The organism is Klebsiella sp. AqSCr (assembly GCF_008452795.1).
Lineage (GTDB): Bacteria > Pseudomonadota > Gammaproteobacteria > Enterobacterales > Enterobacteriaceae > Klebsiella > Klebsiella pneumoniae.
This window is the reverse complement of record NZ_MJDM01000005.1, coordinates 2,905,442-2,917,867: the sequence shown is the minus strand read 5'-3', so window position 1 is coordinate 2,917,867 and position 12,426 is coordinate 2,905,442. Positions and strand designations below refer to the sequence as shown.

General features: G+C 57.5%; 15 protein-coding genes. 6 read left to right on the top strand and 9 right to left on the bottom strand.

The features are described 5' to 3' along the window. Positions 1-13: 13 nt before the first annotated feature. Positions 14-730, top strand: coding sequence for a ribonuclease PH (rph, locus tag BHE81_RS18340; protein ID WP_002922602.1), 717 nt, complete (start codon positions 14-16; stop codon positions 728-730). 110 nt (positions 731-840) lie between these two features. Continuing rightward, the gene (gene pyrE / locus BHE81_RS18335; protein WP_002922600.1) at positions 841-1,482 is read left to right on the top strand and encodes an orotate phosphoribosyltransferase; all 642 of its coding nucleotides are present in this window, start codon (positions 841-843) and stop codon (positions 1,480-1,482) included. Positions 1,483-1,517: 35 nt separating this feature from the next. Here the strand turns inward: pyrE and BHE81_RS18330 are convergent, their stop codons facing one another. From BHE81_RS18330 to coaBC, 4 genes are all read right to left on the bottom strand, one after another. After that, positions 1,518-2,534, bottom strand: a complete 1,017-nt coding sequence (locus tag BHE81_RS18330) for an SMP-30/gluconolactonase/LRE family protein (RefSeq protein ID WP_004173905.1) — start codon at positions 2,532-2,534, stop codon at positions 1,518-1,520. A gap of 175 nt (positions 2,535-2,709) precedes the next feature. Then, a complete protein-coding gene (gene slmA / locus BHE81_RS18325; protein WP_002922598.1) occupies positions 2,710-3,306 on the bottom strand; it encodes a nucleoid occlusion factor SlmA in 597 nt (198 codons plus the stop codon). A gap of 124 nt (positions 3,307-3,430) precedes the next feature. Next, positions 3,431-3,889, bottom strand: coding sequence for a dUTP diphosphatase (gene dut / locus BHE81_RS18320; RefSeq protein ID WP_004145270.1), 459 nt, complete (start codon positions 3,887-3,889; stop codon positions 3,431-3,433). Beyond that, the gene (gene coaBC, locus BHE81_RS18315; RefSeq protein WP_004188117.1) at positions 3,867-5,081 is read right to left on the bottom strand and encodes a bifunctional phosphopantothenoylcysteine decarboxylase/phosphopantothenate--cysteine ligase CoaBC; all 1,215 of its coding nucleotides are present in this window, start codon (positions 5,079-5,081) and stop codon (positions 3,867-3,869) included. Before coaBC ends, dut begins: the two co-directional genes overlap by 23 nt. A gap of 172 nt (positions 5,082-5,253) precedes the next feature. Here coaBC and radC point away from each other — a divergent pair, with 172 nt between their 5' ends. From radC to mutM, 4 genes are all read left to right on the top strand, one after another. Then, positions 5,254-5,919: a RadC family protein gene (gene radC, locus BHE81_RS18310; protein WP_002922589.1), complete on the top strand. Its 666-nt coding sequence runs from the start codon at positions 5,254-5,256 to the stop codon at positions 5,917-5,919. Positions 5,920-6,135: 216 nt separating this feature from the next. After that, positions 6,136-6,372, top strand: coding sequence for a 50S ribosomal protein L28 (rpmB, locus tag BHE81_RS18305; protein ID WP_000091955.1), 237 nt, complete (start codon positions 6,136-6,138; stop codon positions 6,370-6,372). Positions 6,373-6,392: 20 nt separating this feature from the next. Beyond that, positions 6,393-6,560 (top strand): 50S ribosomal protein L33, encoded by a 168-nt coding sequence (rpmG, locus tag BHE81_RS18300; protein WP_002922510.1) that lies wholly within the window; start codon positions 6,393-6,395, stop codon positions 6,558-6,560. A 135-nt stretch (positions 6,561-6,695) separates the two neighbouring features. Continuing rightward, on the top strand, positions 6,696-7,505 hold the full coding sequence (mutM, locus tag BHE81_RS18295) for a bifunctional DNA-formamidopyrimidine glycosylase/DNA-(apurinic or apyrimidinic site) lyase (protein ID WP_004173907.1): 810 nt from the start codon (positions 6,696-6,698) through the stop codon (positions 7,503-7,505). A 188-nt stretch (positions 7,506-7,693) separates the two neighbouring features. On the opposite strand, the gene coaD is transcribed toward mutM, so the two are convergent. The 5 genes from coaD to BHE81_RS18270 form a co-directional block, all read right to left on the bottom strand. Then, positions 7,694-8,173 (bottom strand): pantetheine-phosphate adenylyltransferase, encoded by a 480-nt coding sequence (coaD, locus tag BHE81_RS18290; RefSeq protein WP_002922501.1) that lies wholly within the window; start codon positions 8,171-8,173, stop codon positions 7,694-7,696. Beyond that, a complete protein-coding gene (locus BHE81_RS18285; RefSeq protein ID WP_002922500.1) occupies positions 8,170-8,946 on the bottom strand; it encodes a glycosyltransferase family 2 protein in 777 nt (258 codons plus the stop codon). The genes coaD and BHE81_RS18285 overlap by 4 nt, the downstream gene beginning before the upstream one ends. Continuing rightward, positions 8,946-10,220: a lipid IV(A) 3-deoxy-D-manno-octulosonic acid transferase gene (gene waaA, locus BHE81_RS18280; protein WP_002922499.1), complete on the bottom strand. Its 1,275-nt coding sequence runs from the start codon at positions 10,218-10,220 to the stop codon at positions 8,946-8,948. Before waaA ends, BHE81_RS18285 begins: the two co-directional genes overlap by 1 nt. 91 nt (positions 10,221-10,311) lie before the next feature. Next, positions 10,312-11,301, bottom strand: a complete 990-nt coding sequence (locus BHE81_RS18275) for a glycosyltransferase (protein WP_004173909.1) — start codon at positions 11,299-11,301, stop codon at positions 10,312-10,314. Positions 11,302-11,330: 29 nt separating this feature from the next. Beyond that, positions 11,331-12,425: a glycosyltransferase gene (locus BHE81_RS18270; RefSeq protein ID WP_023301434.1), complete on the bottom strand. Its 1,095-nt coding sequence runs from the start codon at positions 12,423-12,425 to the stop codon at positions 11,331-11,333. Between the last annotated feature and the right edge of the window lies 1 nt (position 12,426).

Below are 12,426 nucleotides of genomic sequence, written 5' to 3'. Positions count from 1 at the left end.
GGAGATTTCTATCATGCGTCCAGCAGGCCGTAGCGCTAATCAGGTGCGTCCCGTCACCCTGACCCGTAATTACACAAAACACGCTGAAGGCTCCGTGCTGGTCGAATTCGGTGATACCAAAGTGCTGTGCACTGCCTCTATTGACGAAGGCGTTCCGCGTTTCCTGAAAGGCCAGGGCCAGGGCTGGATCACCGCTGAATACGGCATGCTGCCGCGTTCTACGCACACGCGTAACGCGCGTGAAGCGGCAAAAGGCAAGCAGGGCGGCCGGACGATGGAAATTCAGCGCCTGATTGCCCGTGCGCTGCGCGCAGCGGTTGACCTGAAAGCGCTGGGCGAATTCACGATTACTCTCGACTGCGATGTACTGCAGGCCGACGGCGGCACCCGCACCGCCTCCATTACCGGTGCCTGCGTGGCGCTGGCCGATGCGCTGAATAAGCTGGTCGCCGCCGGCAAGCTGAAAACCAATCCGATGAAAGGGATGGTGGCCGCGGTCTCCGTCGGTATAGTAAATGGCGAAGCCATCTGCGATCTGGAGTACATCGAAGACTCCGCCGCGGAGACCGACATGAACGTGGTGATGACCGAAGATGGCCGTATTATTGAGGTGCAGGGCACTGCGGAAGGTGAGCCGTTTACCCATGAAGAACTCCTCACTCTCCTGGCGTTAGCCCGAGGGGGGATCGAGTCCATTATCACGACGCAGAAGGCGGCGTTAGAAAATTAATGATTAAGGCGACTGAGAAGTCGCCTTTTTTTTGCGCTTTATCCTTCATCACACCTGCGAAGGGGAGCGCGCAGTCTGACAATGATGAAAAGTACCAAAGGAGCGAATCCATGAAGCCGTATCAGCGCCAGTTTATTGAGTTTGCGCTTAGCAAGCAGGTTCTTAAGTTTGGCGAATTCACGCTGAAATCCGGGCGCAAGAGCCCCTATTTCTTCAACGCCGGCCTGTTTAACACCGGGCGCGATCTGGCTCTGCTGGGCCGTTTTTATGCCGAGGCGCTGGTGGATTCCGGAATTGAGTTTGACCTGCTGTTTGGCCCGGCCTACAAAGGAATCCCAATCGCCACCACCACCGCGGTGGCGTTAGCCGAGCATCATGACCGCGATCTGCCTTACTGCTTTAACCGCAAAGAGGCAAAAACCCATGGCGAAGGCGGCAATCTGGTCGGTAGCCCGCTGCAGGGCCGGGTAATGCTGGTGGATGACGTGATCACCGCCGGTACGGCGATTCGCGAATCCATGGAGATTATCCAGGCCCAGGGCGCGCAGCTGGCGGGCGTTCTGATCTCCCTGGATCGTCAGGAACGCGGCCGCGGCGAGATCTCCGCCATTCAGGAAGTGGAGCGGGATTACGGCTGCCAGGTTATCTCAATCATCACTCTGAAAGAGCTGATTACTTATCTGGAAGAGAAACCCGAGATGGCGGAACACCTGGCGTCAGTTCGCGCCTATCGTGAAGCCTACGGCGTCTGATGATGCGCCCGGCAGCCTCGGCTGCCGGATTTCCGCTATATCAGCTTAGCGCCCTGCGCATTGACGTACAGCGAATAGATTGACGTGCTGGACGCCATAAACAGACGATTGCGCTGTTCGCCGCCAAAGCACAAGTTCGCGCAGCGCTCTGGCAGTTTAATGGTGCCGATATGCTTACCCTGTGGGTTGAAGATCCGCACGCCGTCGAGTTCTTCGTTTCCGCTTCCCCATCCGCACCACAGATTGCCGTCTGCGTCGCAGGCGATCCCATCGGCGGTACCGTTCCCACAGTCGAGATATACCCGTTTATTTTTCAGCGTATTGCCTTCCACATCCCACGCCAGAATTAAGCGGTTCGGTGTCGCCCGGCTTTCCACCACGTATAAGGTCTTTTCGTCCGGCGAGAAACACAAACCATTTGGCCCTTTTACGTCGCCCAGTACCACGCTCAGTTTGCGGCTTTCCGGCTCCAGACAATAGACGTTTTGCGGCAATTCTGATGTTGCTTTGTGGCCTTCGTAAAAACCACTGATGCCAAATGGCGGATCGGTAAACCAGATGGTGCCGTCTGACTTCACAACGATATCGTTTGGAGAATTGAGGCGATGACCCTGGTAGCTATCGGCCAGTACGGTAACAGACCCATCGTATTCGGTACGCGTAATGCGGCGGGTGTCGTGCTCGCAACTGATTAAGCGCCCCTGTCTGTCGCGGGCGTGACCATTGCTATAATTGGCCGGGTAGCGAAAGATGCTGGTTTCTCCGCTGACTTCATCCCAGCGCATGATGGCGTTATTCGGAATGTCGCTCCACAGCAGCATTCGCATGTCGCCGAACCAGACCGGGCCTTCCGCCCAGCGGAAGCCGCTGGCGATGCGTTCGACCTTTGCGCTGGCAAGCATATAGCGACGAAAGCTATCATCGACGGCCACGATGCGTGGGTCCGGATAGCGTTCAGAGGGGGCCCATGCTGCGAAGCTTTTTTGACTGACCAGTAGCGATGCGGTTGCCAACCCGCCTATCTTCAGTAAATCCCGCCGTGACGTCGCCATCAAATCTCTCCTTGTCGGGTGGTGTTGGGGGAGGGTGAAATGTTCAGCAAGCTGGATAGTAGGAAAGGAAAGCGGAAACGCGCATTGGGCAATTCAACCAATGGCCCTGGGATTTGCGACAAACTTACGCAGATTGCGAGGAGAATCATGCAGCCTGGCGGCTGCATGTGAGGATTTACTGCAGCTGTGCGGCGACCAGCGGCCAGCGGGCGTCGAAATCATCCGTCGGACGATATTTGAACTCGCTGCGCACAAAGCGCGACAGCATGCCCTCGCAGAAAGCCAGCAGCTGGCTGGCCAGCAGGGTTTCGTCGAGGGTGTAGCCTTCGCCTTCGCGCATTTTTTTCTCGCGCATCACCTGGCGTAGCTGCGCTTCGATGCGCTCAAAAAGCTGGTTGATGCGACCCTGAAGCCGGTCCTGTTCGAACATCAGCGCGTGCCCGGTGAGGATACGCGTCAGCCCAGGATTACGCTCGCCAAAGCCAAGAATCAACAGAACGATCAGGCGCAGGCGCGCGGTGGTGTCCTTTTCATCTTTCAAAATCAAATTGATGCGCGTAATCAGACTGTCTTCAATGAACTCGATCAGGCTGTCAAACATGCGGGTTTTGCTGGGAAAATGGCGATACAGCGCGGCTTCAGAGACGCCGACGGAAGCCGCCAGTTTCGCGGTGGTAATACGCTGACTACCATCGCTGGATTCCAGCATCAGCGCCAGAGATTGAAGTATTTCTTCGCGACGATTCCGTTTCGCAGTTTGCTTTTCTGCCATGTTTTAAAATACCCCTGAAAATAAGCACTTGTCAGGCAGACATCCACAACGCGACCGCAAACCAGGGCTTGCGGTAATGTTATTGCGTTATGCGCGTTGGGATGCAGATTCCGTGTTGCTGGGCTTATTTACGCCCTGAGTGACCGAAGCCGCCTTCGCCGCGGTCGGTGGCATCGAAGGATTCCACCAGGTTAAATTCCGCCTGAACGACCGGCACAAAGACCATCTGTGCGATACGTTCGCCCGGCTCGATAATAAAGCTCTGCTGACCGCGGTTCCAGACGGACACCATCAGCTGCCCCTGGTAATCGGAGTCGATAAGGCCCACCAGGTTGCCCAGGACTACGCCATGCTTATGACCCAGGCCGGAGCGCGGCAGGATCACCGCCGCCAGAGAGGGATCGGCGATATGAATCGCAAGGCCGGTCGGCAACAGCGTGGTTGCGCCCGGCGCCAGCTCTACGGCGTCGTCGAGACAGGCTCGCAGGTCAAGTCCGGCGGAGCCGGAGGTGGCATAGGTCGGCAGCGGAAATTGCTGGCCGACACGCGGGTCCAGAATCTTAACGTCGATTTTTTTCATCATAACGGGTCACGATCTCGTCGAGTAATAATTGGCCCAGGAGTTCCTTGCGCTCAAGTGGTAAGCGCTTTTCTCCATCCTGCCAGAAAAGGTGTAGTGCGTTGCTGTCGCTGTTAAAGCCCTGATTAGGCTGGGATACATCGTTGGCGCAAATCAGGTCGAGGTTCTTGCGGGCACGTTTTTGCCGCGCATATTCTTCCACATTATTCGTTTCGGCGGCAAACCCAACGACGTAGGGGCGATGTGATTTTAGCGCCGCGACCCCGGCCACGATATCCGGGTTTTTAACCATTTTTATTGTTAATTCATCACCTTGTTTTTTTATTTTATCTTCGGCGATGACGGCGGCGCGGTAATCCGCTACCGCGGCGCAGCCAATAAAAATGTGCTGCTGCTGGGCGCCAGCCTGGACGGCCGCTTCCATCTCCAGCGCGGTAGTGACATCAATGCGCTGCACAAACGGCGGGGTCGGTAGCGATACCGGCCCGCTGATCAAGGTCACGTTCGCGCCCCGCTGCGCTGCGGCGGCGGCAATCGCGAAGCCCATCTTGCCAGAGCTGTGGTTGGTGATATAACGCACCGGATCCAATGGCTCACGGGTCGGGCCCGCGGTAATCATGAGGTTGAGATGTTGCAAATCTTTGACAGGGGAGGCGAAATGCTGCGCGGCCATGTCTACGATAGTTAACGGATCGAGCATTCTCCCCGGGCCGACGTCGCCGCAGGCCTGGCTACCGCTGTCTGGTCCCCATAGCAGCAGCCCGCGGGTAGCGAGCGTCTGCAGATTATGCTGGGTGGCCTGCGCGCGATACATCTGCTGGTTCATGGCGGGCACCACGGCAACCGGGGATGGAGTGGCAAGACAGATCGTCGACACCAGATCGTTGGCCATGCCGGCCGCCACGCGAGCGATTAAATCGGCGGTCGCTGGGGCGAGGATCACCAGGTCGGCCCATTTACCGAGCTCAATATGGCCCATTGCCGCTTCCGCCGCCGGATCGAGCAGGCTGTCGGAAACCGGATAGCCGGATACCGCCTGCAGGCTGAGTGGGGTGATGAACGCTTTTGCCGCCTCCGTCATCGCGACACGCACTTCCGCGCCGCGTTCACGCAGCCGGCGCACCAGTTCCGGGGTTTTATACGCCGCGATGCCGCCGCTGACGCCCAAGACGATTTTTTTACCCGCCAGAGTCATCATGATGTCTTCCTGTTGCCGTAGACCAGAATCCGCGCATCTTATCACAATCCTGCCGCCGTCGTGCCTCTGCCGGGCATTCACTTTGCGAGCGGCTACGCAGGGTGAAAATCGGCGGGTCGGCAGCGCCGTCAGGCTGTGCCAGGATAGGCTGATTCACCCAGGAGGGCGCATGGACGGAATGGAAAATCTGATGCCACGGGAGAAGATGCTGCAATACGGCATCGAAACGCTAACGGATGTTGAGCTACTCGCGCTTTTTCTGCGCGTCGGCACGCGTCGTCAGGATGTGCTCAGCTATGCCCAGGCGTTACTACAGCGTTTTGGCTCACTCTACGCTCTGCTTTCCGCTGATAAAGCGCAACTGATTGCTGTGGACGGACTGGGGCTGGCGAAATATGCGCAACTGAAGGGCATTGCCGAGCTGGCGCGACGCTATTTTAGCTCGCAGCTGGTCGAGGAGGCCGCGCTGGTCACCCCCTCGATGACGCGCGAGTTTTTACAAAGCCAGCTGACGGAAGAGGAGCGCGAGATCTTTATGGTGATCTTTTTAGATAATCAGAACCGGGTGTTGAAACATAGTCGTCTTTTTTCTGGTACTCTTAGCCACGTTGAGGTGCATCCGCGAGAAATTGTACGCGAAGCCATCAAAGTGAACGCCGCCGCCGTGATCCTTGCGCATAATCATCCCTCCGGTAGCCCGGAGCCAAGTCAGGCCGACAGACTGATTACCGAAAGGGTGATAAAATGTTGTAGATTCATGGAGATACGCGTGCTTGATCATCTGGTTATCGGCCGCGGTGCGTATGTATCTTTTGCCGAACGTGGCTGGATTTAGCCCCGAACTGGCGATCCTTCGGGATCTTTGTCTGTTCGGGACTTGAGCACATCGCCGAGTCAGCGTATACTACGCCACCTTTGAGAATCTCGGGTTTGGCATTTGGGCCTGGCAGTCGAGAGTTCACATTGAACTGCGATGACCAGGCTGTAAAGCCTGACGAGGCGCCAATACCCCATACGAAGCTCGAGCTAATTTGATTTTTGGAGAATAGACATGTCCCGAGTCTGCCAAGTTACTGGCAAGCGTCCGGTGACCGGTAACAACCGTTCCCACGCACTGAACGCGACTAAACGCCGTTTCCTGCCGAACCTGCACTCTCACCGTTTCTGGGTTGAGAGCGAGAAGCGTTTTGTCACCCTGCGCGTATCTGCTAAAGGTATGCGTGTAATCGATAAGAAAGGCATCGATACAGTTCTGGCTGAACTGCGTGCCCGTGGCGAAAAGTACTAAGTACTTAGAGGAAATAAATCATGGCTAAAGGTATTCGTGAGAAAATCAAGCTGGTTTCTTCCGCTGGTACTGGTCACTTCTACACCACCACGAAGAACAAACGTACCAAACCGGAAAAAATGGAACTGAAAAAGTACGATCCGGTTGTACGTCAGCACGTTATCTACAAAGAAGCTAAAATCAAATAATTTTAGCCTCCTTGTATAAAAACCCCGCTTCGGCGGGGTTTTTTGTTTTTAAAACTCCCCCATATTGCTTTCACATACTCCCTTTTCAGTCACCTGTCCGTGAAGCACAATACGTCGGGTAAACGGAGGAAAATCATGCCTGAATTACCAGAGGTTGAAACCAGCCGCCGCGGCATCGAGCCGCACCTGGTTGGCGCAACCATTCTGCACGCCGTCGTGCGCAACGGACGGCTGCGCTGGCCGGTTTCCGAAGAGATTTATCGCCTGAGCGACGTTCCGGTTCTCAGCGTGCGTCGCCGCGCCAAATACCTGCTTCTGGAGCTGCCGGACGGCTGGATCATCGTCCATCTTGGGATGTCGGGGAGCCTGCGCATCCTGAGCGAAGAGCTGCCTGCTGAAAAACACGATCACGTTGACCTGGTCATGAGTAACGGCAAGGTGTTGCGCTACACCGATCCACGCCGCTTTGGCGCCTGGTTGTGGACCAGAACGCTGGAAGGCCATCCGGTACTGGCCCATCTTGGCCCGGAGCCGCTCAGCGACGCGTTCAACGCCGACTATCTCCAGCAAAAATGCGCGAAGAAGAAAACCGCGATCAAACCCTGGCTGATGGATAACAAGCTGGTGGTGGGCGTGGGGAATATCTACGCCAGTGAATCGCTGTTCTCCGCCGGGATCCATCCTGACCGGCTGGCGTCCTCGCTGTCGCGGGAAGAGTGTGAGCAGCTGGTGAAGGTGATTAAGCTGGTCCTGCTGCGTTCGATAGAGCAGGGCGGCACCACGTTAAAGGATTTCCTGCAAAGCGATGGCAAGCCGGGCTACTTCGCCCAGGAGCTACAGGTCTATGGCCGCAAGGGCGAACCCTGCCGGATCTGCGGCACGCCGGTCGTCGGGACCAAACATGCCCAGCGGGCGACCTTTTATTGCCGTCAGTGCCAGAAATAGTTCTCAAGAACAGGAATGTTTGTCGGCCAGGTCAGCGGGCCTGCGGGTGCGCATCTGGTGGGCCGGGGGCGTTTGTAGGCCAGGTCAGCGTAGCGCCATCTGGCACAAAGACCGGGACAGAGCCGGTGTGAATGGCCAAGCGGCGTAGTGCTGCGCCAGCCGACGTGGCTCATGACCCGGCAGATGCGTTACTTCAGCTTATTCAACAGCGCCTGATGCACATTAGCTGGCAGAAAGTGAGAAACGTCGCCCTGGTGGCGCGCCACTTCCTTCACCAGTGAGGAAGAGATAAACGACCACTCTTTGCACGGCATCAGAAACACGCTCTCAAGGGTGGGCATCAGGTGGCGGTTCATATGAGCCAGCTGCATCTCATACTCGAAATCCGCCACCGCCCGCAGGCCGCGGATCAGGATATTGGCCTGCTGCGCGCGCGCGAAATTGGCCATTAAATCACTGAAGCCGATAACCTCCACGTTCACCAGGTGGGCCGTCGCCTGCTCTGCCAGCGCAATGCGCTCATCAAGGCTGAACATCGGCTTTTTACTCGGGCTGGCGGCGATAGCCAGCACCACTTTATCGAACATACTTGCCGCGCGGGTGACAATATCGATATGACCGTTGGTGATGGGGTCGAAGGTACCCGGATAGATCGCTTTTGTGCTCATGATGACTCTTTCTCCGAGTAGCCGTGGCTCAGCGCCCACAGCTCGGTATATTTCGTAAACGTATACTGCGCGTTGACCATCGCCAGTAACCATCCCTGTTTACCGTCCAGCACCCCACCGCGCAATAGCAACGTCTTGAGGAACGCGCCCAGCGTATGGCTGAAAATCCCTGCCATCGAGGTCTTCTTGCCCTTCTGGTGACGCTCAAGCGCCCACGCGGCGGCATACGCCAGCTGTTTTTGCTGGAAGCCAGCGAAGTCGCGGCAGGTCAGGTGCAGGAGATCGCCGGTCAGCGGAATAACCTCGGCGCCCAGGCTATCCAGCGATTCATGGACCAGATTATCGTTATAGCGGTAACGGGCGCGTTCGTACAGGCGCAGGACGCGATCGGGATACCAACCGCTGTGGCGCATAAAGCGTCCGAGAAAATAGTTACGGCGGGCGATGCTGTAGATGGCGCCGCGCTGGGGGGCGTCCAGTACCTTAAGAATAGCCTGCCTGAGTTCTGGCGTGACGCGCTCATCGGTATCGATCATCAACACCCAGTCGCCGGTGGCGTAATCCTGCGCGCGCTGGCGCTGAATGCCATAGCCTCGCCAGTCGGTATGGGTATAGACCTGGGCGCCGAGGCCGCGGGCCAGCTCAACGGTGTTGTCGGTGCTGCCGGAGTCGAGGACGATAATTTCATCCGCCCAGCTAACGGAGCCCAGACAATCCGGCAGCAGGTCGGCGGCGTTTTTAGCGATCATCACCACGGAAAGCCGGTTCGACATTAATGACTCCGCTGCGGCAGGTAAGGTTGCAGTAACTGTAGCAGACGCGACAGCGCGCCCTGGTTCTGGTGCAGCACTTCCACCGCGTGACGGCCATACCACAGACGGTAATCTTCATCGGTCAGGAGCGTGGACACCTCCCTGACCAGCGAATCGGCATCGGTAACGGTGATCAGGCCATCGTCCTGCTGCAGCTTGGCGCAGATATCTTTGAAGTTGAAGGTATGCGGACCCATCAGCACCGGAATGGCGTGCGCCGCCGGCTCTAGCGGGTTATGGCCGCCGCGCTCCACCAGGCTGCCGCCGACGAAGGCGAGGTCGGCAATGCCGTAGAGCAGCATCAGCTCGCCCATGGTATCGCCAATGACTACCTGGGTACTGGAGGAGGGGATCTCGCCCGTGCTGCGCAGAGTAAAGCTCATCCCAGCCTTTTGTACCATCTCACGGGCGTCAGGGAAGCGCTCCGGATGGCGGGGAACAAGGATCAGCAGCAGGTTCGGGAAAGCCTCCAGCAGTTTTTTATGCGCCTGGAGGATGATTTGTTCTTCACCGTCGTGGGTGCTGGTGGCAATCCAGACCTTGCGGTGCGGTGCCCATTGCCGACGCAGCGTCACCGCCCGGGCCGCCAGCTCTGGCGTGACGGAGATATCGAATTTCAGGCTGCCGGTGACCGCCAGCTGGTTGCGCTTCAGCCCCAGAGAGAGGAAGCGGTTACCATCTTCTTCATTCTGCGCGGCGATAAGCGTAATGCGGCTCAACAGGCGGCGCATAAAGCCGCCCAGTTTGGCATAGCCTTTAGCGGAACGTTCGGACAGGCGCGCGTTGGCGATCACCAGCGGGATCTTACGCTTATGCAGCGCGGCCACCATATTCGGCCACAGCTCGGTCTCCATAACGATCACCAGCTTCGGCTGAACGGTGTTCAGGAAGCGGTTCATGGCGCCGGGCAGATCGTAGGGCAGATAGACGTGATGAACATCTTTGCCAAACGCCGACATGGCGCGCTCGGAGCCGGTCGGCGTCATGGTGGTGACAGTGATCGGCAGAGAAGGGTAGCGGTGGCGCAGGGCGCGGACCAGCGGAATGGCGGCTAAGGTCTCGCCGACGGAAACGGAGTGCAGCAGAATGCCATCCGGCTCTACCTTGTTCTGACAGAAGCCATAGCGTTCCGCCCAGCGTTTGCGATAGGCAGGAGCCTTACGACTGCGCAGCAGCAGCCGCAGCCACACCAGCGGCTGAATAAGGTAAAGTAGGGTGGTATAAAGCAATTCCAAACTATTTATCCGTTCTCTGTTTTGGCGGGCAAATTCTAAGCATTTAGCCCGCGTAAAGCTATCTCTTTGGCGGAAACAGCGGGTTTTTGGTCTATCCCGCGTGGCGATAACGCTTAATACGCAGATAACGGCGTCCCAGGCGCCAGCGTAAACGGAAAGTACAGGCGTTTTTCCAGATTAACCGCCAGATACCGCGGTCGAAGAATTCGTTAATAATAACATGCTTTTTGGACTCATCTTTCATGCTATCGAAGGTATGGATGATCCCCAGGCCTTCTTTGGCGATCTGCCAGCGACAGGCGGCGATATGGCGTACTTTATCCGGGTAGCGCTGGTTAATCGCCTCCAGCATCTCCAGAATCTTCATATAGTGGCGCGCCGAACGCATCAGCGTGTCGTCGTTGTCCGGCTTATGCGACACCGACTCAGAGTGAATGTAGTAATCATAGAACTGCTGACTGGTGTACTGCACGCGCTCCGCGGCCAGCAGGGCTTCTGTGGTCCATGGGATATCCTGATGGCGCAGGCCAGGCTCGAAATGGAAGTGATGCTGGCGGATAAAGTCGTGACGATAAATATTAAGCCAGGTGACGTGCAGAAACTTCCGCGAGTCCAGGGCCTGCTTAAGCCAGACATGGCCCGGCAGCACATCCGTCGAGGGCAGGCGATCCAGTGGGAAGATCGGGTGGCTCTCGCGGCGCTTTTCGTACACATAGGTGCCGTTGCAGGTGGCGATATCGAGATGTTCTTTCTCGGCCATCTCCAGCAGCGTGCGATACATGCCCGGATAGAGTTTGTCGTCGATATCCGGAAACGCGAGATATTTGCCGCTGGCGGCGGCGAGGCCGGTATTGCGCGCGACCGAGACGCCCTGGTTTTCCTGCTCCAGCACCTGGACGTTCTGCAGCCGCTCCTGCCATTCGGCGATCACCGCCAGGCTGTTGTCTGTCGAACCATCGTTCACCAGGATCAGTTCATAGCTGTCCAGCTGCTGCTGTTCAATGCACTCAAAGAATTGCGCTAGAAATTTCTCACCGTTGTAGACGGCAGCCACGATGCTCAATAAAGGCGTTTGACTCATAAATCTTCGATCCTGGTTAACTAACGGCGTCAGGTGCGCTGCAGCTGACGGTACTGCTGACAAATGGATACGACGCTGAATTTTTCCAGCGCGGCATCGTCGATGGCCGGCGGGTTATGGTAAATGCTTTGCATCGTCTGAGCCAGCGCCGGACTGGTCAGATCCGCCAGACCGCGGGCAAGTTCGCCGGTGAGGATCTCGGTGACGCCGCCGGGGCAGCGGGTGCTGGCGACAGGAGTATGTAACAGCAGCGCCTCCACCACCACATTGCCGAATCCTTCGCTATCGGAGCTCAAAACCAGCATCCGTGCGCCTTTGATCCACGGTAAGGGGTTTTTCTGAAAGCCTTTGAACCACACCCGGTCTTCAATCTCAAGCGTTTTGGCCAGCTGGCGCAGGCGCTGCTCTTGCTCCGGTTTTCCCTGGCCTAGCAGCACCAGCGGTGCGTCGATGCCGCTCTGCGCATAGGCTTCAAGCAGGCGGTCGTGACGTTTGCCGGGATGGAAGCGGCCGACGTGAATCAGGTAGTCGCCGTCCGGGCGCTCGCTGTCGGCTTCCGCTCCGGCGCGCAGGGCAGTGATATCGAAGGGATTGTAGATGGTTTTCAGCTGTGCCGGGCGCAGGGCAAACTCTTCCACCAGATCTCGCCCCACCGCGTCGGAAACCGTCACCACGTTGCGACCCTGATAAATTCGCTTAATTTTCTGCTGCTTCATCCAGCGGTCAAAGCCGGTGCGGTGCCCGAGATAGGAGGCAGAGAATACGCCGTGCAGACAGAACCAGACGTTACGCTCGCGCAGCGCCCGGCTGCGGGCGACGATGCGGTCGGTTTTGTGCAGGTTGGAGAGCACAAGGTCAAATTGCCCCTGCTGTTCGGCCCGCACGACTGCGGCATCCAGCTGGCGGGCGCGGCGGGACAGCTCGGTCAGCTTGCGCCACGGTTTACGGCAGCGATCGGCAACTACCTGGTAGTCGAGCCCCTCGGGCAATGGGTACTCGCAGACATCGCGCAGCGAAATGAGCGACACCCGATCGCCGTCGCGCAGGAACTGTGCCGCCAGGGTCAGGACCACTTTTTCCGCGCCGCCGCCGGGTAAACCGTCAATCACAAATAAGATGCGCATC